This window comes from Enterococcus sp. RIT-PI-f (assembly GCF_001297065.1).
Taxonomy (GTDB): Bacteria; Bacillota; Bacilli; order Lactobacillales; family Enterococcaceae; genus Enterococcus_D.
Window position 1 is genome coordinate 218,790 of the sequence record NZ_LHOX01000015.1, and the last position, 20,165, is coordinate 238,954.

Annotated in this window: 17 protein-coding genes; all 17 read left to right on the forward strand. The window is 44.3% G+C overall.

All coding sequences use genetic code 11. The annotated features are described in order from the left end of the window. Positions 1-155: 155 nt before the first annotated feature. The 17 genes from AEQ18_RS08000 (at position 156) to AEQ18_RS08080 (ending at position 20,155) form a co-directional block, all read left to right on the forward strand. Positions 156-1,220, forward strand: a complete 1,065-nt coding sequence (locus AEQ18_RS08000) for a DUF871 domain-containing protein (protein WP_054115807.1) — start codon at positions 156-158, stop codon at positions 1,218-1,220. Continuing rightward, positions 1,213-2,121, forward strand: a complete 909-nt coding sequence (gene murQ, locus AEQ18_RS08005) for an N-acetylmuramic acid 6-phosphate etherase (protein WP_054115808.1) — start codon at positions 1,213-1,215, stop codon at positions 2,119-2,121. The genes AEQ18_RS08000 and murQ overlap by 8 nt, the downstream gene beginning before the upstream one ends. Continuing rightward, a complete protein-coding gene (locus tag AEQ18_RS08010; protein ID WP_054115809.1) occupies positions 2,121-4,091 on the forward strand; it encodes a glucose PTS transporter subunit IIA in 1,971 nt (656 codons plus the stop codon). The genes murQ and AEQ18_RS08010 overlap by 1 nt, the downstream gene beginning before the upstream one ends. 123 nt (positions 4,092-4,214) lie before the next feature. After that, on the forward strand, positions 4,215-5,222 hold the full coding sequence (locus tag AEQ18_RS08015; protein ID WP_054115810.1) for an LPXTG cell wall anchor domain-containing protein: 1,008 nt from the start codon (positions 4,215-4,217) through the stop codon (positions 5,220-5,222). A 272-nt stretch (positions 5,223-5,494) separates the two neighbouring features. After that, positions 5,495-6,175, forward strand: coding sequence for a TetR family transcriptional regulator (locus AEQ18_RS08020; RefSeq protein WP_054115811.1), 681 nt, complete (start codon positions 5,495-5,497; stop codon positions 6,173-6,175). After that, a complete protein-coding gene (locus AEQ18_RS08025; protein ID WP_054115812.1) occupies positions 6,168-7,895 on the forward strand; it encodes an ABC transporter ATP-binding protein in 1,728 nt (575 codons plus the stop codon). Before AEQ18_RS08020 ends, AEQ18_RS08025 begins: the two co-directional genes overlap by 8 nt. Next, positions 7,892-9,778 carry an ABC transporter ATP-binding protein gene (locus AEQ18_RS08030; protein WP_054115813.1) on the forward strand — a complete coding sequence of 629 codons (1,887 nt, stop codon included), beginning with the start codon at positions 7,892-7,894 and terminating at the stop codon, positions 9,776-9,778. The genes AEQ18_RS08025 and AEQ18_RS08030 overlap by 4 nt, the downstream gene beginning before the upstream one ends. Before the next feature lie 186 nt (positions 9,779-9,964). After that, positions 9,965-11,104: an acetylornithine transaminase gene (locus tag AEQ18_RS08035; RefSeq protein ID WP_054115814.1), complete on the forward strand. Its 1,140-nt coding sequence runs from the start codon at positions 9,965-9,967 to the stop codon at positions 11,102-11,104. 153 nt (positions 11,105-11,257) lie between these two features. Continuing rightward, positions 11,258-12,280: an N-acetyl-gamma-glutamyl-phosphate reductase gene (gene argC / locus AEQ18_RS08040; protein WP_054115815.1), complete on the forward strand. Its 1,023-nt coding sequence runs from the start codon at positions 11,258-11,260 to the stop codon at positions 12,278-12,280. Between the two features lie 53 nt (positions 12,281-12,333). Next, entirely contained in the window at positions 12,334-13,524 is a 1,191-nt protein-coding gene (argJ, locus tag AEQ18_RS08045; RefSeq protein ID WP_054115816.1) for a bifunctional glutamate N-acetyltransferase/amino-acid acetyltransferase ArgJ, read from the forward strand. A 33-nt stretch (positions 13,525-13,557) separates the two neighbouring features. Then, complete coding sequence (gene argB, locus AEQ18_RS08050) at positions 13,558-14,316, forward strand: acetylglutamate kinase (protein WP_054115817.1); 759 nt, start codon at positions 13,558-13,560, stop codon at positions 14,314-14,316. Positions 14,317-14,505: 189 nt separating this feature from the next. Then, positions 14,506-15,351 carry a VOC family protein gene (locus AEQ18_RS08055; protein ID WP_054115818.1) on the forward strand — a complete coding sequence of 282 codons (846 nt, stop codon included), beginning with the start codon at positions 14,506-14,508 and terminating at the stop codon, positions 15,349-15,351. An 89-nt stretch (positions 15,352-15,440) separates the two neighbouring features. After that, positions 15,441-16,445 carry a serine hydrolase domain-containing protein gene (locus tag AEQ18_RS08060; protein ID WP_054115819.1) on the forward strand — a complete coding sequence of 335 codons (1,005 nt, stop codon included), beginning with the start codon at positions 15,441-15,443 and terminating at the stop codon, positions 16,443-16,445. 45 nt (positions 16,446-16,490) lie between these two features. Continuing rightward, positions 16,491-17,444: a mannose-6-phosphate isomerase, class I gene (gene manA / locus AEQ18_RS08065; protein WP_200908908.1), complete on the forward strand. Its 954-nt coding sequence runs from the start codon at positions 16,491-16,493 to the stop codon at positions 17,442-17,444. Positions 17,445-17,595: 151 nt separating this feature from the next. After that, positions 17,596-18,735 carry a cysteine desulfurase family protein gene (locus AEQ18_RS08070; protein WP_054115821.1) on the forward strand — a complete coding sequence of 380 codons (1,140 nt, stop codon included), beginning with the start codon at positions 17,596-17,598 and terminating at the stop codon, positions 18,733-18,735. Between the two features lie 67 nt (positions 18,736-18,802). Continuing rightward, positions 18,803-19,144: a DUF1831 domain-containing protein gene (locus tag AEQ18_RS08075; RefSeq protein ID WP_054115822.1), complete on the forward strand. Its 342-nt coding sequence runs from the start codon at positions 18,803-18,805 to the stop codon at positions 19,142-19,144. Positions 19,145-19,309: 165 nt separating this feature from the next. After that, positions 19,310-20,155 carry an aldo/keto reductase gene (locus AEQ18_RS08080; RefSeq protein ID WP_054115823.1) on the forward strand — a complete coding sequence of 282 codons (846 nt, stop codon included), beginning with the start codon at positions 19,310-19,312 and terminating at the stop codon, positions 20,153-20,155. The last annotated feature ends 10 nt before the right edge of the window (positions 20,156-20,165 follow it).

Consider the following 20,165-nt stretch of genomic DNA (forward strand, 5'->3'; position numbering starts at 1 on the left):
ATGTTCAGCAGCGCAAACATTTCTTATGATGTGAAATGATATTTCTAATTATATAAATATTTTATGAAATATAGTTGCAATAGAAAGCGCCGTCAGTTATAATGCAATTGTAGAAAACGGTATCACTTGTAGATATTGAACAAGGAGGAGAAAAGATGTTTGGCTTTTCTGTATTTATGAATCAAGATTTAACACCCGATGATCTGGCACAAATGGAAAAAATGGCCATTTCTTTCAAAGGCATGTTTACATCGATGCATATTCCTGAAGATGATCGCAGCAAATACCGTGAGCGTTTAGCGGTAATTGGCGGCTTTGCCAAAACCCATCATATGTCTTTGATGGTTGATATTTCGGGTCACGCGCTGACTGATGCGGGCTTTTCTATCGATCGCTTGGAGGAATTGGCAGCTATAGGTGTTACAGGGTTGCGGATGGATTACGCAATCGACAATCAACAAATCGCCCGATTTTCACATCAACTCCGTATTGCATTGAATGCCAGTACGTTAACGGAGAAAGATGTCCAAGAACTGCAGGACTTTGGCGCTGACTTTACGCAATTAGAAGCTTGGCACAATTATTATCCGCGACCGGAAACAGGATTGGATGAACAATGGGTGCTAGACAAAAATCGCTGGTTGAAAGACAAAGGCTTCTATGTACAAGCTTTTGTGCCCGGGGATGACCGACTGCGGGGACCCTTATATGCAGGTTTACCTACATTAGAAGAACATCGAGGCATAGCACCATTTGCAGCTGCATTGGCCTTACAGCAATCAGGTACGGTGGATGCGGTATATATCGGAGATGGCGGATTGACGCAGCAAAGTCTCCAGCAGTTCAATCAATATACGCAATATGATGTCGTTCCCTTAAGAGTCAAGGAGTGCGGGTCAGCTTACCTAGATGACGTGCTGGGGGTGCATCAAAATCGACAAGATGAAGCGAGAGATGTCTTGCGCAGTGCCGAAGCCCGTTTCGGTGAAGTTCCTTTAGTCAAAACAGAAGCCCCGCGAGAACGACCGCTTGGGGCAGTAACGATCGATAATCAAGCCTATGCCCGATATATGGGAGAAATCCAAGTATGTAAACAACCATTGCCATCGGATCCGCGGGTCAATGTAGCCGCACAGGTGATCGATGCAGATTTACCTTTGATCCAACATATACGCGCAGGCATGCGATTCAAAATAGAAAGAGATGATTCCAATGAGTAAAATCAATTTAGACAACTTGACTACAGAAAGACGCAACAATGAAACAACGAATTTAGATGAGATGACGATTGCGGAAGCGTGTCAAAAGATGAACCGAGAAGATCAGAAAGTCGCCGCCGCAGTAGAAAAAGAATTGCCAAGTATCGAAAAGGTCATTGAAGCGACGATTGCCTCGCTAAAAAAAGGTGGCCGCTTGATTTACTTAGGGGCAGGCACTAGCGGTCGTCTGGGCGTTTTAGATGCTGCAGAATGTGTACCGACTTTTGGTGTAGCGCCAGAATTAGTTGTCGGATTGATTGCCGGCGGAGAAAAGGCCATGACGGTGGCAGTCGAAGGGGCAGAAGATTCTATGACCTTAGGGAAACAAGATCTGGTTGATTTGACACTTTCAGATAAAGATATGGTGGTGGGGATTGCTGCCAGCGGCCGGACACCTTACGTGATTGGGGCGCTCGACTATGCCAATCAAATCGGCGCCACCACAGCAACGATTGCTTGCAACAAGCAGGCGGAAATTTCGGCGCATGCAAGCTTACCTATCGAAGTGGATTGCGGGCCAGAGTTTTTGACAGGTTCAACGCGATTAAAATCAGGCACAGCGCAGAAATTGATTTTGAATATGATCTCAACGATTTCGATGGTCGGTATTGGCAAGGTGTATAATAATTTGATGGTCGATGTCAAAGCGACCAATGATAAATTGGTGGAGCGGAGCAAGCGCATTATCATGCAAGCTACGGAAGCTGATTATCAGACTGCTGCTAAGTTTTTTGAAGCAGCTGAGCAAAATGTCAAACTGGCGATCGTGATGCTCTTGACAGATAGTGGCAAGGAAGAAGCGCAAAATAAACTAACGGCCGGACATGATTTCGTTAAAGCAGCGATTGGGGGAGAAGGATAATGGCAAAAGAAGCTTTATCAGTGGAAGAATTGGCAGCGAAAATCTATGCTGCCTCTGGTGGCATGGACAATGTAGAGAGTGTCAATCACTGCATGACTAGAGTCCGCATGACTGTTCGCGATCATGACAAGGTGGATCAGCAAGGTCTCAAAGACATTCCAGGTGTCATGGGGGTAGTCAACGATGAACAGTTGCAAGTGATTATCGGCCCTGGGAAAGTCAACAAAGTGGCCAATGCGATGGTGGCACAAGCAGGTGTTGATCTTGGGCAAGAAATCCCGCAGAGTACGCTATCTGGCAAAGACGCTTTAAGTGCGAAGACAGCTGAAATGAAGGCGGCGCAAAAGGCAAAACAGAAACAATCTCCCTTCAAATCATTGTTGAAAGATATCTCAAATATTTTTGTACCGATGATTCCCGCCTTCGTGGGTGCGGGTTTGGTGGCAGGGATAGCTTCTGTCTTAACGAATTTGATCACCGCGGGCAGATTAGACGGGGACACGTGGAACTATTATGTCATGATCCTGAATATCTTAAAAAATGGGATGTTCACTTACCTAGCGATTTTCACTGGGGTCAATGCTGCACAAGTGTTCAAAGCAAACCCAACATTAGGGGGTGTCATCGGTTCTGTGATCTTATTATCTGGGATGAACCCAGATGCACCGATCCAAAACTTGTTTACTGGCGAAGCGTTAGTCGCCAACCAAGGCGGGATCTTAGGGGTGATTTTCGCGGTCTGGTTATTGGCAAAACTAGAAGCTGTTTTGCACAAAGTGATTCCTGAAGCGATTGATATCATTGTGACCCCGACATTATGTCTATTGATCATTGGGTTAGCGGAAATTTTCTTGATCATGCCGTTGGCAGGGGCGATCTCAGATAGCTTGGTGGGCTCAATCAACTGGGTCTTGAATGTTGGCGGTGCATTTTCTGGCTTTGTGTTGGGCGCAGCCTTTCTACCAATGGTGATGTTTGGTCTGCATCAAATCCTGACACCTATTCATATTCAAATGATTGAAGCAACTGGCAGTACGCAATTGCTGCCGATCCTTGCAATGGCAGGCGCTGGTCAAGTCGGTGCTGCATTGGCATTATGGGTGCGGCTGCGCAAAGACAAAGAATTGACAGAAATGATCAAAGGCGCGCTGCCGGTTGGTATTTTAGGAATTGGCGAACCCTTGATTTATGGTGTGACATTGCCATTAGGTCGGCCCTTTATCACTGCTTGTATAGGTGGCGGGATTGGTGGTGCGGTCATTGGTGCCCTCTCTAATATTGGCGCTACAGCCATTGGACCATCCGGAATGGCGTTGATCCCATTGATTGCGAATGGTCATTGGTTAGGGTATATCTTTGGTTTATTAGCAGGCTATGCAGGTGGTTTTGTTGCGACCTATTTCTTTGGTATTCCCAAAGATCGGCTTGCAGCGGTGAAAGAAACAGAAGCAGGGACAGAAACTGTTGTACCGCAAGCTACAGCAGCAGAAAATACAAATGAACGGTCCGTACAAGACACAACAACGACGTTCTATGCCGTTGCAAATGGTCAAACGAAGGCATTGACGGAATCAAGTGATCCAGTCTTTCGCCAAAAAATGATGGGAGACGGTTACTTTGTATTACCGGAGAATGGGGCCATTTATGCGCCTGTATCTGGAACCGTCACCGCAGTTTTTCCTACAAAACATGCGATTGGCTTTACCACTTCTTCTGGGTTAGAGGTACTCTTGCATATGGGTGTCGACACAGTAGAACTGAAAGGAATACCTTTTGATGTGTTCGTTGAGGTTGGACAAGAAGTCACACCTGACACACAAGTGGCGCAAGTAGACTTGCCGCAATTGAAAGCTCATCAAAAAGCTGCTGAAATGCTGGTACTGGTGACCAATATGGATGCAGTATCGACAGTAGGTACGCTGAAAACTGGGCAAACGAACGCTGGCGAAATGGTTTTAAATGTGAAATGATCATACCCCACCTTTTTTTAAGGGTGGGGTATTTTTTAAATTTTAAATAAATCGATTGCTGATTATTTGGACTTATGTTACAGTTTTGTTACAAATATAGGACCTAGTTGGAGGAGAAGAATCATGAAAAAAGTTTTTTGGCTAAGTTGCTTTATCCTTTTCTTATCACCGTTGACGACTTTGGCAGAGGAATCGACAAGTGTTGATACATTTCAAAGTCTTGATTCGAGTCAGGAAATGACAAGTGAATCTAGTTCAGAAGCAACAAAAGAGAGCCAATCAACGAGTGAGGATCCAACGACAACAAGCAGTACGGGTGATACGACGGCAGAGACTATTGACGCAACGGATGTGATCGATTCGATCCAATCAGAAATCGGAGAGGCAACGGATATCCAGACCTTTTCTGCACAAGATCAACCGAATGAAATGCGACAAGGATTGCAGTCAGCGATTAGCGATGGCAGTATAACTTTCTTGAGCCAATCGGAATTAGATCAACTGACAGACGAACAACTCGCCCAAGCGAATCAACTGGCTTTGCGCTATTCTAGTGATACGATGGGCTTTGATGTTGGTTTTTTGGTAAAAATCGTTCGGGCTTTATTTATTGATCAAACATTGTCATGGTCCGCGATCGAACCGCAATTGGCATTTGATCCCAGCAGTTATGCGACCTTTTCTGCAATGATACCTGATATTGATCAATTGCAAACTTACCTGAAAACCTTGTATCCAGCAAATGGAATTTTTCTGACATTCAATCAATCTGTTACGGACGAATGGTTGGCATCCATCTTGACACAACTGGACACCGTTGAAGCCCAAACAAATGGTGAATCATTGTTCCCAGGCAGGATCGCTTGGATCATTCATGCAGTCAACGAATCAATGTATCTGCCAACAGAAACGACTGAAACAACCGATGACAGTCAACAAGCCACGAACACTACAGTTGAAACTGTTGCAAGCAGTGGGAACCAAAGCGACACTTCAGCAACACAAACCGCTGCGCAAGACAATGACCAGTTGCCAAAAACCAACGAATCCAAAAGCCCGTTATTAGGCATTGCGGGTGTGGTTTTGATTCTGATCGTGGGCATTATTTTCTGGAGAAGAAAAAAGAAATAATTGTTATTTTTTACTAACCATCATGTATGATTTCCATACTGTACAGGCGCGTATGCTTGTACAGTTTTTTTAGTTTTTTTGAAAATGAAATATCCTTTCATTTCAATTATCCCCCATTAATAATGAAGTTATAAAAAAGAACTTCATAAAAAAATCAAATTTAATTGCTTGCTTTCTGTGGTAGAGGGTGTATAATGACACAGTGTCATATGACGATGTGTCATATTTGAACAGTGTGATTTATTTAACCAACATGAAAGGAGATTGTTTGATTGCCAACAGAAACATTTTTTCACCTGCCAGCTGAAAAGCAAAAACGCATCATGAATGCAGCCAAGAAAGAATTTTCCCGATTGCCCCTTAAAGATGCCTCCATCGCCACGATCATCAAGGATGCGGAGATTCCTCGCGGCAGCTTTTACCAGTATTTTGAAAATAAAGAAGACTTGTATTATTACTATTTCCACACATTAAAAAGCGACAGTCAAAGGGATTTGATTCGATCGATCCAGCATGAAAAAGGTGATTTGTTTGCTGGATTTGAATGGTATTTTTCTCGGATGATCGAGGAAGTTTTAAAAGGAAAGAATGCCAACTTTTACCGCAACTTGTTCTTGAGTATGGATTACCGTTCCTTCCATAAAGTGATGCCAGAAATACATAAAAAGATGCATCATGCCCATCACGAAGAACGCAAAGCAACACGGAAAAAAGAAGAAGCTGAGTTTTTTGCTGAGATCGACAAAGACTTGTTGAAGGTTGCTGACGATCATGAGTTGAAATTGCTGATCCAATTATTGATGCATACGGTATTTTCTACGATCACCGAAGCATATCGTCATATTCAAGCTGACGACAGTTATGATCCATCATTGGCGATGTCTGATTTCAATAGTAAAATTCGCTGGTTAAGAGAAGGCGCAAAGAAAGAAAGAGGGGAAACACATGACTAAATTGATCAAACGCGTATCGTCCATTTCTATTATAATGGCAGTCGTGTTTATGGTGATCCAAGTAGTGGCGGATCTATACTTGCCGACATTGACTTCCAACATTATCAATAATGGGGTCGCCACCGGAGATATTGACTATATTTGGAAAACTGGTTTTTATATGATCGGCTTTTCCATGATCAGTATCTTAGCAGCATTAGGGAACACTTATTTCGCAACCCGCGAATCTCAAAAATTAGGCCAAAAGTTACGTTCGGATATTTACCAAAAAGTAGAAAATTTTTCTGCCCGAGCCTTTGATAAATTCGGTACGGCATCATTGATCACGCGAACGACCAATGACGTCAACCAAATCCAAATGGTCACACAAATGTTTTTGCGTATGATGATCAATGCCCCAATCACACTTATCGGTGCTAGCTTCTTAGCTTACCAAAAAGATGCGCAATTGACGCGGATTTTCTTGGTGGTCATTCCAATTATGCTGGTTCTTGTCGGCGGCATCATGTATTTTGCTGTACCGCTGTTCAAAAGCATGCAAAAGAAAACCGACCGTCTGAACTTGGTTTTCCGTGAAGGGTTGACTGGTGTCCGGGTCATTCGCGCTTTTGACAAAACAGACTATGAAGCCAATCGCTTCGACGGTGCCAACAAAGATTACACCCAAACAGCCATCAAAGTGAACACGATCGTGGCATTGATGATGCCGCTGATGACCTTGATCATGAGTGGAACCAACATTGCGATTACTTGGTTCGGTGGTCATTATATTGCAGAAATGACGTTAGAAGTTGGGAATTTGATTGCCTTCATGACGTATGCAGCACAAATTTTGATCAGTTTCATGATGTTATCCATGATTTTTGTCATGGTACCAAGAGCGCAAGCCTCTGCAGACCGGATCAACGAAGTGTTGAATGAAGAAGACGAAATTGTAGATGCGCAAACACCAGAAGCATTAACACTAAAAGGCAAAGCTGCCACTTTAGCATTTGATCAAGTGAGTTACCGTTACCCTGGTGCTGAAAAATCAGCCCTTGAAGCGATCGATTTTCAAGCGGCATCAGGCGATTTTGTCGCTATAATCGGTGGCACTGGGTCTGGGAAAACAACGTTGGTCAATCTATTGCCTCGTTTATTTGATGTCGAAAGTGGAGCAATAAAGATCAATGACACCAACATAGCTGCGGTAACGCAACATAACTTAAGGGAAATTGTGGGATTCGTTCCGCAAAAAGCCGTCCTTTTCTCAGGTACGATCAGAGAAAATATGCTTTATGGCAAACCCGATGCCACTGAAGAAGAAATATGGAAAGCGCTAGAGATCGCACAAGCCAAAGACTTTGTATCAGAACTTGAAGATGGACTAGAAAGTCGGGTCGAACAAGGTGGCGGCAACTTCTCTGGGGGGCAACGACAACGGTTAGCGATTGCCCGTGCATTAGTCAAACAAGCAGATGTCTATGTCTTTGATGATTCCTTCTCAGCGTTAGACTTTAAAACCGATGCCAATCTGCGTGCGGCTTTAAAACGTGACATGCAAGACAGTATCATGGTGGTTGTCGCGCAACGGGTCAGCACGGTCATGGATGCTGATACGATCCTCGTTCTTGATGAAGGACAATTGGTGGGTAAAGGCAACCATGAAACCCTGTTAGCAGAAAATGAAACCTACCAAGAAATCGTTTCTTCACAATTGAGAGAGGAGGATCTTGCATGAGTGAAAACAAAAACAATACAAACCAAGGACACCGCGGTGGACCTATGGGCGGTGGCCCAGGCCGGAATATAGGTGCCAAAGGACCAAAAGCCAAAAATTTCTGGGGTACAGTCAAACGCCTCTTCGGCTATATGTCAAAACGGTCAATAGCGATCATTGCTGTCTTTGTCTTAGCGATTGCAGCGGTTATTTTCCAAATCCAAACACCAAAAATTTTGGGGGAAGCAACCACTGAAATCTTCAAAGGGGTAATGATTGGTGCGCAACAAATACAAGCAGGTCAAACTGTGACTGAATTTCCCATCGATTTTGACAAAGTCGGTCAAATCATTTTGATTGCCATCGGCATGTACGTGGTCTCTGCGGTCTTTAACTTTATGCAACAGTTCATTATGACCCGTGTGTCTCAACGCACTGTTTATGAATTGCGCCGTGATTTAGATGAAAAGATGAATCGATTGCCGATTTCTTATTATGACACCCACTCCAATGGGGATATCATGTCTCGTGCGATCAATGATATGGATAATATCGCCAGCACACTACAACAAAATTTGACTCAATTTATTACCAGCGTCGTGACTTTCATTGGTGTTTTATGGATGATGTTGACTATCAGCTGGCAACTGACATTGGTGGCATTGGCGACGGTACCGCTAAGCCTGATCGTTGTCATGATCGTGGCGCCAAAATCACAAAAATTCTTTGCTGCACAACAAAAAAGTTTAGGGTTGCTGAATGACCAAGTAGAAGAAACCTATGGCGGTCATACAGTGGTCAAAACATTCAACCATGAAGCAGCTGACCAAGTCGTGTTTGAAGCAGAAAATGATCGTTTGTATGCTGCTGGCTGGAAGGCACAGTTTATCTCAGCCATCATTATGCCTTTGATGAACTTCATCAAAAACTTAGGCTATGTCTTTGTGGCAGTTCTTGGTGGGATCAAAGTAGCCAATGGGAATATGACGCTAGGGGATGTGCAAGCATTCTTACAATATACCAATCAGTTTTCACAACCAATCACACAAATTGCTAGTTTATTGAATACGATCCAATCGACAGTTGCGTCGGCTGAACGGGTCTTTGAAGTATTAGACGAGGCAGAAATGACAGATGAACCTTCTGGATTGCCAGTTGAAAATACGGATTATAAAGTGCGTTTCGATCATGTTCAATTTGGATACAGTCCAGAAAAATTATTGATGACTGACTTTAGTTTAGACGTCAAAGCAGGAGAAATGGTCGCCATCGTTGGGCCAACTGGTGCGGGTAAAACCACACTGATCAACTTGCTTGAACGCTTTTATGATGTCAGTGGCGGAAGTATTCGCTATGATGGCAAAGATACCCGTGATTTGACACGAGATGAATTGCGCAGCAACATCTCGATGGTCTTGCAAGATACGTGGTTGTTTACAGGATCGATCTATGACAATATTCATTATGGCAATGAACATGCAACCAAAGAGCAAGTGATTGCCGCAGCGAAAGCTGCCCACGTGGACGACTTTGTTCGGAAATTGCCAGAAGGTTATGATACTGTCTTGAATGAAGAAGCCAGCAATATTTCTCAAGGTCAACGTCAATTGATCACGATCGCCCGGGCATTCTTGGCGGATCCAGATGTCTTGATCTTAGATGAAGCAACATCGAGTGTTGATACGCGGACAGAAATTCTGATCCAAAAAGCCATGGGTCGCTTATTGGAAAACCGGACAAGTTTCGTAGTGGCTCACCGTCTGTCTACGATTCGTGACGCAGATAACATCATTGTGATGAACCATGGATCCATCGTTGAAACCGGCAACCATGACTCATTGATGGCGCAAAACGGTTTCTATGCGGACTTGTACAACAGTCAGTTTTCAGAAGATGCTGCATAAGCACTCAGCATAGCAACATAAATCGATAGAAGATTATCCAGCTAAAGAAATATTTAGCTGGATTTTTTTGTATATATTTATCTAATACCTGGTTTATTTTTGAATAAATCCCGCTATAAATAAATATTTATTGCTATTTACGTTTATTTTATGTATATTAATACAAAAAAGAAAGTGTGTGATAGGATGAGTCATTTATTTTCCAACTATAATAAACTCCCTTTTGAGATCGTTGAGGGGCAAGGCGCCTATGTGAAAGATCAGCAGGGCAAAGAATACTTAGATTTGACAAGTGGTATCGGTGTAGTCAATTTGGGTTATGGTCATCCAGAAGTCCAGCAAGCATTGCTTGCACAAGCCGAGAAACTATGGCATATGCCCAACTTGTATGAGAGCCAATTGCAAGAAACAGTCGCTGCCCAATTGGTGCAGCAAATACCTCACACCTCAGAATATGCGGTTTATTTTTGCAATAGTGGCGCAGAAGCCAACGAAGCTGCCTTAAAGTTGGCACGTAAAGCGACGGGACGCAGTCAAATCATCAGTTTTCAGCAATCTTTCCACGGCCGAACATTTGGGGCCATGTCCGCAACTGGACAAGCAGCGATCCAAGATGGATTCGGCCCTTTGGTACCAGGCTTTACCTATCTTACTTACAACGATGAAGCAGCCTTGGCGCAAGCACTCTCAGCAGACACGGCAGCAGTGATCTTAGAATTGATCCAAGGAGAAGGTGGCGTGATCCCAGCTGAGAAAGAGTGGGTACAGGCAGTCGCTGCTCACTGTAAAGAAAATGGTACGCTGTTGATCATCGATGAGATTCAAACTGGCATGGGGCGTACAGGCACCTTTTATGCGTTTGAACAGTATGATATTGAGCCAGATATGTTTACCCTGGCTAAAGGATTGGGCAACGGCATCCCTGTGGGGGCGCTGGTCGGGAAAGCAGCATTGAAATCGGCTTTTGGGCCAGGCAGTCACGGATCGACATTTGGGGGCAATAAATTGGCGATGGCTGCTGCTGCCGTTGTTTGTCAGCAAATTGCTGTGCCTTCTTTACAGGACAATGTTCAAGCGCGCAGCGCACAATTATTGGCAGGCTTAAAAGATTTGCCCACAGTGCAAGCAGTTCGAGGATCAGGACTGATGATCGGTTTGGTTCTAAAAGATGCCGATACGTTGCAGCAAGTCATGCAGCAATTAAGAGAGGCACATGTGTTGGCACTGAAAGCAGGAACACAGGTCTTACGGTTATTGCCGCCATTAACGATCACCGAAGAAGAGACAGCCGCAGGTATTGCGATTCTTCGCAGCATTTTGGGCTAAGCCCAATGCAGAAAATAAATGTATAAAAAAACAACTATTTGCGTCAATGACGAATATTCTCTGTTTTTTATGAATATTTTTATAAATAACCGTTGACATCTTATTGTGAGTTGCCTATAATCATAAGTAATTTATCACAAGGAGGAGAAGCGTTTGAAGGCAGCAATCGTTGGTGTTACAGGATATACCGGAGTTGAGTTGATTCGTTTGATCCAACAACATCCCGTGTTGGAGGTGGGAACGATCCATAGTCATTCGATGCATGAACATGCAGAAAAATTGTATCCTCATTTAACTGGTTTCCTGGATCAAGAGATTTTGCCTTATGATCCCCAGTACATTCAACAAGCAAATGAGTTGGTCTTCTTTGCGACGCCGGCAGGTATTAGTCGAACGTTGGCAGCTGACTTTGCGGAGAATGAGTTTCCTGTTATCGATTTGTCTGGTGATCTGCGCTTAAAAAATCCTTTAGACTATCAAAAATGGTATCAGAAGGAAGCAGCTGATGCAGAATTATTGGCACAAGCTGAATATATCGTACCAGAGTTTACCACAGCCAATGGCAACCTGATTGCCAATCCAGGCTGCTATGCGACGGCTGCGATTTTGGCGGCTGCACCGATCCTTCAACAAGGTTGGCTAGCGGGGACGTTGATTTTTGACGGCAAATCAGGGCTTTCCGGTGCCGGGAAGTCTTTGACTGATAGCAGCCATTATGTCAATGCTTCAGAAAACATGGCGATGTACAAATTGAACCAGCATCAGCATATACCAGAGATCGTCCAGCAATTGCAGCAATGGGATCCAACCATCCAGCATATCCAGTTCTCAACCAGCTTGATTCCTGTGAAACGAGGAATTTTCATGACAGTGTACGCTCCAATCAAAGATGCGGTCACGGAAGCAGACTTGTATCAGCAATTTTTGGCTACTTATGAAGATGCTGCTTTTGTTAGAGTACAGCCGGTGGGGAAGATGCCGGAACTGCGACAAGTCACCGCCACTAATTTTTGTGATATTGGCCTATCTTTGAATCCAGACACACAAATCTTGACTGTGGTGGCGGTCATCGACAATCTAGGCAAAGGTGCTGCAGGGCAAGCAATCCAAAACTTTAATTGCTGGGCCGGCCTTTCCGAAACAGCCGGTTTGCTGCAAGTGCCGGTCTACCCATAATCAAATCAAAGAAACGAAAAAATTGCGTGTGAGATAAGCAGGAGGAAAATAGTATGGAAGTCATTGCCGGAACCATTGCGTCACCTAAAGGATTTTATGCTGACGGGATCCATTGCGGATTGAAAAAAACGAAAGTTGATTTGGGCTGGATCGTATCAGAAGTACCTGCTAACGCGGCGGCTGTTTTTACGACCAATCAGGTGCAAGCAGCACCGATCCAAGTGACCAAAGAAAAGATGGCATCAGGTCAACTGCAAGGGGTGATCGTCAATGCTGGCAATGCCAATGCTTGTACCGGTGCACAAGGCTATGAGGATGCACAGCACATGGCGATAGCTGCCGCCGATACACTCGGGCTGGCACCAGATCAAATCGCTGTCGCATCTACAGGGATCATTGGTCGACAAATGCCTATGGAGAAAGTTACCACTGGCATCTCTCAGTTGAAAAAAGCAGGTGACCCGCACGCATTCCAGAAGGCAATCCTTACTACGGATCTAACAGAAAAAAGTATCGTGATCCAAAGTCAGATTGGCGGCCAAACCGTGACGATGGCGGGATGTGCCAAAGGATCAGGAATGATTCATCCGAATATGGCCACGATGTTGGCTTTTGTCACCACCGATGCAGCGATCTCAACTGAATTGCTGCAAAAACTTTTGCGAGAACTGACAGAGGTCACCTTTAACCAAATTACAGTTGATGGGGATACCTCTACCAATGATATGGTGCTGGTGTTCGCCAATGGACTGGCGCAGCCGTCTGAGATCCAAGAAAATACGGCCGACTATGACCTGTTTAAAAAGATGTTTCATGCTGTGTTGACCGTACTATCCAAAGAAATTGCCCAAGATGGTGAAGGGGCGACCAAATTGATCGAAGCCAACACCATCGGGGCAGTCACAGATGAGGCAGCCCGGATGATCAGTAAAACGATCGTTGGCTCGCCACTGGTCAAAACCGCATTGTTTGGCAAAGATCCCAACTGGGGTCGGATATTATGTGCCGTGGGTTACAGCGGACAACCCATCGATCCGAATGCATTAACGATTTCCTTAGCTGGTACTGTCGTCTTCCAGTCAGGAAAACCTGTTGGTTTTGATGAAGACATGATGCAGGAGGCGTTAGCCCAATCCAAAGTGGAGATTCAGGTGGCATTGGCAGAAGGCTCAGGACAAGGCATGGCGTGGGGGTGTGATTTGACCTATGATTATGTCAAAATCAACGCCCTTTACCACACCTGATCAGAGAAAAGGACATAAAAAGGAGCATTGTGTATGGAAACGATCGTAATCAAAATTGGCGGCGTCGCTTCAGATAACCTAACACCGTCATTCTTTCAGCAAGTCAGTGATTGGCAAGCCGCTGGGAAAAAAATCGTGATCGTTCATGGCGGCGGTCATTATATTTCAGAAATGATGGAAAAAATGGCGCTGCCAGTCACTATCAAAGACGGTTTGCGGGTAACTGATCCGCAAACCTTAGAAGTGACCCGCATGGTTCTTTTAGGACAAGTTCAACCGATGATCACCACACGCTTCCAAAAAGCAGGCATGCAGGCAGTCGGACTCAATGCTGGCTGTGATCAACTGATTACTGGCGCTGTGATCGATGAAGCCCAATTAGGCTTTGTCGGACATGTGGCGCAGATCAACACAGCATTTCTGCAATTGCTGACACAAAAACAGCATATCCCCATTATTGCACCTTTAGGAATCACAGCATCAGGACAATGGCTGAATATCAATGCAGATGAAGTTGCTTGTCAAGTAGCAGTAAGTCTGCAAGCAGAGAAGTTATTTCTTTTGACAGATGTGCCAGGGATCAAGAAGGAAGACAAGTGGTTGGAAAAAATCTCATTGTCAGAAATGCAAACATTGATTGCAGATAACGTGGTGACTGGCGGCATGCTGCCTAAGGTGTTAAGTGCACAAAAAGCTTTACTTGCAGGGGTTTCTTCGGTTTCTATCACCAACCAGATCAACTATGGTGGAACGCAGATCCTAGGTGTTGACCGAGTGGCTGTTGTGGTTTAGTCACTCAAAAAAGCGGAGCAATGAAGCAAAGCTTTCCCGATGGAATCCATCATCTTTGGTTTGGTGGTTGTTATTTATGTAGTTTTTCCTCTTTCATGCAAAAAAAAATGTATTTTTGACATGGATTTCATTTGCTAGAATGCATTTTTATCAGTACAATGGGTACAAATGTATGTAGGGGGAGAAAAAATGACAGATTTCTTATTGGGGCGCAGCAGCAAGTTATTGACAGTTGCGATTCGTGTCAAAGACCGTGATCAAGCCATCGTGTTTTATCGAGATGTGGTGGGGTTCGAACTGAAAAGGGAAGAAAATGAATTGGCGATCTTTGGGTATAAAGGGGATACCAAAGAGATCCTATGGTTGGAAGAAAGCCCACGAGCAACGGACCATATCGGTGAAATCAAGAAAATGCAGCGCATTGTCTTGGAGACGGCAACTTTAGCTGAAGCCGCAACGATTGCCAAAAATGTCCAACAACGTGGGTTGACATTTGAAGACACACGTTTTGAAACCAATCAATTAGGCTTCACAGTGGCAGATCCAGAAGGCAATTTGATTGAAGTGCGTTATACCGCGCAAGGCAATGAATCCGTACCGAACAACGAAGTGGACTTGATCAATGCAGCACCTAAAAAGCCAGCAGCACTTTCAGCAGCTGTCCGGTTTGGCAAACTATATTTACATGTCAGCGATTTAGCGAAGGCACAAGCCTTTTTAGAAAATGTGCTGGGACTGAAGACCCAAGAATCTGAAGAAGCCGCGTTTCTTTTGAATGATGGCGATTTTCAAGTTGGTTTGACGCAAGCACAAGGCGGTACGATCGATTTACCAACCCACGAAGTACTAGGCCTTGACTTCCTGAAAATCTCGATCAGTCAAGAAGATCTTGATACATTAGAAAAACATTTAACGAACGAGCAGCAAGAATTCTTCATCGACAAGAAACGAACATTACTAACGACCTATGATACCATTGGGATTGAATGGTGGTTCATCGTTCAAAAAGACGTCGTTCCATGTCAGTCTAAATAAATCAGTTGAAGATACTCTCCACTGTGGATAGTATCTTTTTTTGATGAGTGGTGGCTGACGCATAGAAATAGGGTGAAGTGAGGAATATAATGTACGCAAACACATTGAAATTGATAGAACAGAACATGCCGCAAGTCTATCCTGGGGCAGTCGTACGCTTCCTTAGGAAAGGGACACAGGAGACGTATGTTTTTGGGCATGCATCCATGCTGCCGACGGAAGAAAAAATGACTGCGACACATGTATTTGACACAGCATCGCTAACAAAAGTGATCTGTACAACGACTGTGCTATTGAAATGTTGGGATCAAGGCATGATTGATATGGACGATTCTTTACAGTACTGGCTGCCGGAATATAAAGACGCAAGCGTGAAAATCAAACATTTGTTGACCCATACTGCGGCTATCCATACGTGGATCCCTCATCGAGATCAGTTGTCTGCAGAAGAACTGAAGGCAGCGTATCTTACCCTTGCCAGTGATGGTTCCGCCGGACAAAGGGTGCACTATACAGATACAGGATTTATCCTATTAGGGTTTCTTTTGGAGAAACTGTTTCAAAAACCATTGACCGAGATTTTTTGCGCACAAGTACTCGTGCCATTAGGCATGACAAATAGTGGGTTTCCGCCATTTTCAAAAGCGCAGTCCTCCATGATCGTCCCTACCCAACAACAAGCAAATGGACAAGTGCTTAGAGGCGTTACTCACGACCCCAAAGCACGTATTTTAGGCCCCCATGCCGGTAATGCAGGATTATTCTCCACAGTGGATGATGTAACAGCTTTTGTCCAGACGTTATTTGAGGCGGCGTCGCACGAAACGCCTTTCTTCTCAAAGAGGATCATCGAGGCATTGAAACAGCCGCAAACAACAGGTGATCGCTTGCGTACCTATGGTTGGGATCTCATAGGTCCAACCCAGCAATTGTTTCATACAGGGTATACCGGTACGTTTATGTTGGTTGATTTGAAGAAGCAGCAGGCCTTTATTTTTTTGTCGAATCGTGTGCATCCTCAGGATCATCGGGCAGCATACATCACGCATCGCGACGAAATCGTTGCTTCTTACCTAAAAGAATCTCAAACGTAACCCGTTTCATGTTATAATATCCACGAACAATGAGAGAGGGGATCAATTATGGAACCATTATTTATGAAACCAGTTTTTCAAGAAAAAATTTGGGGCGGCAGCCGACTGCATACAGTCTTTGGTTTTGACTTGCCAAATGACAAAATCGGCGAAGATTGGGCGATCAGTGCACATCCGCATGGTGTCAGTGTCATTGAAAACGGCCCGTTTAAAGGAAAAACTTTGGTCGATTTGTGGCGCGACCATCAAGAGCTGTTTGGCCATTCAGATAAGGACGTTTTTCCTTTACTGATCAAAATTTTGGATGCTGAAGATGACTTGTCTGTCCAAGTCCATCCAGATGATACCTATGGTTTGACCCACGAAGGCGAGTTAGGAAAAACAGAATGCTGGTATATTATCGATGCTGAGCCGGATGCCGAAATCATTTATGGGCATCATGCGCAAAGCAAGGAAGAATTAGCAGAAATGATCAAGGACGGCCGATGGGATGACCTCTTGACCAAAGTACCAGTCAAAAAAGGTGATTTCTTCTACGTGCCAAGCGGCACGATCCATGCGATCGGCAAAGGAATCATGATTCTTGAAACCCAACAAAGTTCTGATACGACGTATCGCGTCTATGATTATGACCGAACCGATGATCAAGGACAAACACGGGAATTGCATATCCAGCAATCTATTGATGTGACGACGGTTCCTGCCCGGACCCCTGAATTATCCATCAAGGAAGTCAAACAAGGAAATTCTGCTGTGGTGACCTATTTAGAAACGCCGTTTTTCAACGTCTATGAATGGGAAGTGCGTGGTAAATTAAACTTACAGCAACAAGCTGCCTACACATTGATGACAGTGATTCAAGGCTATGGTCATTTGGTGATCGATGGTCATTCCTATGAATTGAAAATGGGTACAAGCTGTATCTTGCCAAATCCAATCAAAAAATGGGAATTGGTGGGAGAATTAACAGTCATCGCTTCTGAACCTGGCAAAGAGTAAGCAATCTACGTTGATTGTGTCTGCCTAAATAGCATGTATGTATCTGTCCTAACCACAATGGTTGTGTAGGACAGATTTTTTCGCAGTGGTTTGTATTAGACGCATACGTAAGTTCTGCTATAATGGCACATATGAAAGAAAGGTGAATAAAATGGTGTATTTAGACCACGCGGCGACAACGCCGATCCATCCTGATGTGATCCAAGTGATGAGTGAAACGATGGCAACGATTTTTGGTAATCCATCAAGTATCCATCACTATGGTCGGGATGCCCATACCAAATTAGAAACTGCCCGACAAACCATTGCGGCGCAGTTAGGTGTCAAAGAACATGAGATTATTTTTAACAGTGGAGGGACAGAAAGCGATAATACAGCGATCATTGGGACCGCTATCTGTCAACAAAACCGCGGTAAACATATCATCACAACGCAAATCGAACATCCGGCTGTCATTCAAAGCATGCATTACTTAGAAACACTTGGCTTTGAAGTGACCTATTTGCCAGTCGATCAAACAGGTCAATTAGCGGTGGCAGATCTAGAAGCTGCTTTACGGTCAGATACGATCCTAGTATCGATCATGAGTGCCAACAATGAAACTGGCAATATTTTGCCGATGGCAGAGATTGGGGCAGTCTTACGGACGCATCAGGCTGTTTTTCATACAGATGCGGTACAAGCATATGGAAAAATACCGTTGAATATAGTTGAGAATGGCATTGATTTGCTGAGTATATCCGCCCATAAAATCAATGGACCCAAAGGGGTTGGCTTTCTGTATAAACGCGACGGGATCTCTTTGCCTTCGTATCTGCATGGTGGCGAGCAAGAAGAAAAACGACGGGCCGGCACAGAAAACCTTGTGGGGATCATGGGCATGGCCAAAGCGGCCTCGTTGCTGACGGAGCAAGTCCAACAAGAAAATACGGCCCACTATCAACAGTTTGCTGAAGCTTTGCTAGACACGCTGCAAAAAAACGGGGTGTCCTATCAATTAAACGGGAACGCCAAAAGCAAATTGCCGCATATTCTTAATTTGCGCTTTCCGGGTGTCAGCAGCGACTTGCTTTTGATGAAGCTGGATCTGAAAGGTGCAGCCATATCGACAGGGAGTGCTTGCACGGCGGGGAACGTTGAGCCTTCTCATGTGCTGGAAGCGATGTTGGGCAAGGAACATCCAGCCATTCGAGAGTCTGTCCGTATTAGTTTTGGCTTGGGCAATACGATGGTGGAAGTCCGCCAATTCGCGCAGCTTTTGGCTGAAACAGTGCTGAATTCCAAAAAATAAGAGTTCCGCTAGCTTTCTTTTTCAAAACTATTTATAATAGAAGAAATGAGTTAAATGAGGTGGAAAAATGGCATTTGAAACACAAGCGACCGTCCTAGGTGCTGAAGTGGTCTATCGATTGGCGCCAGAAGCAAAACGCTATACATTACGAGATAATGGTTTCACTGAAACAAATGGCGGGAATTTCCAACTGATCCGCGGATTAGAAGCAACACCCCAAAGCAAAGAAGGATTTAAACTGAAAATTACGGTGGCCAAAGACATTCAGACATTTAAAATGTCGATCACCACAGCCAATGGGCTAAAGGCTGTCAATATTTTTAAAGATCCAAAACAAAAAATGCTCCAAGAAAAATTTTACTTTTTAATGGACGGCTTTATCAGCCGTGGTTTGTTTGAAAAAGTGTAAATAATCGATGAGCTTGAAGGGCATCAGCGTCTGCATTCTACGGAATGGGACGCGATGCGCTTTTTTTGTATCTTTTGCGTTTTCTTTTTATACTAGACCTACCGATAACGTGCCAGCAATTGTCGTACGTTTAAAAAAGGATTTGATTGGAAAGAAGGGTGACAAATGAAGGACGATCAAACAAGTATCATACAAGAAACAATTGGGATGGGCACTTGGCATATGGGAGATGAGCCAGTCAAAGAACAAGCAGAGATCGAAGCGTTAAAAGTGGGGATCGATGGTGGACTCATTGTGATCGATACAGCAGAAATGTATGGCGAAGGAGCCGCCGAAACATTGGTTGGCAAAGCCATCGCAGGGTATACCCGCAGCGACCTGTATCTGATTTCTAAAGTCTACCCTTGGCACGCATCAACAACCGAATTGCCGCAAGCGCTGGATCGTTCACTGGAACGATTGGGAACGGATTATGTAGATCTCTATCTATTGCATTGGCCAGGAGATATTCCACTAGCAGAAACAGTTGCGGCAATGGAGGCTGCCAAAGCGGCTGGAAAAATCCGCAATTGGGGGGTCTCAAATTTTGATGTCTCACAGATGCAGGCACTGATGCAAGTATCAGATGGATCACATTGTGCTGCCAATCAAGTGTTATATAATTTAGGTGCCCGCGGGATCGAATATGACTTGATACCATGGTTGCAAGAAGCAGATATTCCACTGATCGCGTATTCGCCCATTGCACAAGGCGACAGTCGAGGCAACCACTTCCGCAACGATCCATTGTTGAAGTCGATGGCGGAACAAAAGGGGATTTCTGTCTTTCAATTATTATTGGCGTGGACGATTCGCAATGGTCAGACATTAGCGATTCCCCAAACCAGTGATGCCCAACATATGATCCAGAATATCGAAGCGAAGCAGATTCGATTTTCTGCTGCAGAGCTTGAACAAATTGACGCAAGATTTTTGCCGCCAACAAAAAAACAGCCATTAGAAGTCATATGAGAAGGGAGAC

Excerpts from the sequence above, each read along its gene's own strand:
- AEQ18_RS08035 (WP_054115814.1), top strand. The coding sequence starts at position 9,965 with ATGAGTCATTTATTTTCCAACTATAATAAACTCCCTTTTGAGATCGTT.
- AEQ18_RS08000 (WP_054115807.1), top strand. The coding sequence starts at position 156 with ATGTTTGGCTTTTCTGTATTTATGAATCAAGATTTAACACCCGATGAT.
- murQ (WP_054115808.1), top strand. The coding sequence starts at position 1,213 with ATGAGTAAAATCAATTTAGACAACTTGACTACAGAAAGACGCAACAAT.
- AEQ18_RS08025 (WP_054115812.1), top strand. The coding sequence starts at position 6,168 with ATGACTAAATTGATCAAACGCGTATCGTCCATTTCTATTATAATGGCA.
- argB (WP_054115817.1), top strand. The coding sequence starts at position 13,558 with ATGGAAACGATCGTAATCAAAATTGGCGGCGTCGCTTCAGATAACCTA.
- AEQ18_RS08075 (WP_054115822.1), top strand. The coding sequence starts at position 18,803 with ATGGCATTTGAAACACAAGCGACCGTCCTAGGTGCTGAAGTGGTCTAT.
- AEQ18_RS08055 (WP_054115818.1), top strand. The coding sequence starts at position 14,506 with ATGACAGATTTCTTATTGGGGCGCAGCAGCAAGTTATTGACAGTTGCG.
- AEQ18_RS08080 (WP_054115823.1), top strand. The coding sequence starts at position 19,310 with ATGAAGGACGATCAAACAAGTATCATACAAGAAACAATTGGGATGGGC.
- AEQ18_RS08060 (WP_054115819.1), top strand. The coding sequence starts at position 15,441 with ATGTACGCAAACACATTGAAATTGATAGAACAGAACATGCCGCAAGTC.
- argJ (WP_054115816.1), top strand. The coding sequence starts at position 12,334 with ATGGAAGTCATTGCCGGAACCATTGCGTCACCTAAAGGATTTTATGCT.
- AEQ18_RS08015 (WP_054115810.1), top strand. The coding sequence starts at position 4,215 with ATGAAAAAAGTTTTTTGGCTAAGTTGCTTTATCCTTTTCTTATCACCG.
- AEQ18_RS08010 (WP_054115809.1), top strand. The coding sequence starts at position 2,121 with ATGGCAAAAGAAGCTTTATCAGTGGAAGAATTGGCAGCGAAAATCTAT.
- AEQ18_RS08030 (WP_054115813.1), top strand. The coding sequence starts at position 7,892 with ATGAGTGAAAACAAAAACAATACAAACCAAGGACACCGCGGTGGACCT.
- AEQ18_RS08070 (WP_054115821.1), top strand. The coding sequence starts at position 17,596 with ATGGTGTATTTAGACCACGCGGCGACAACGCCGATCCATCCTGATGTG.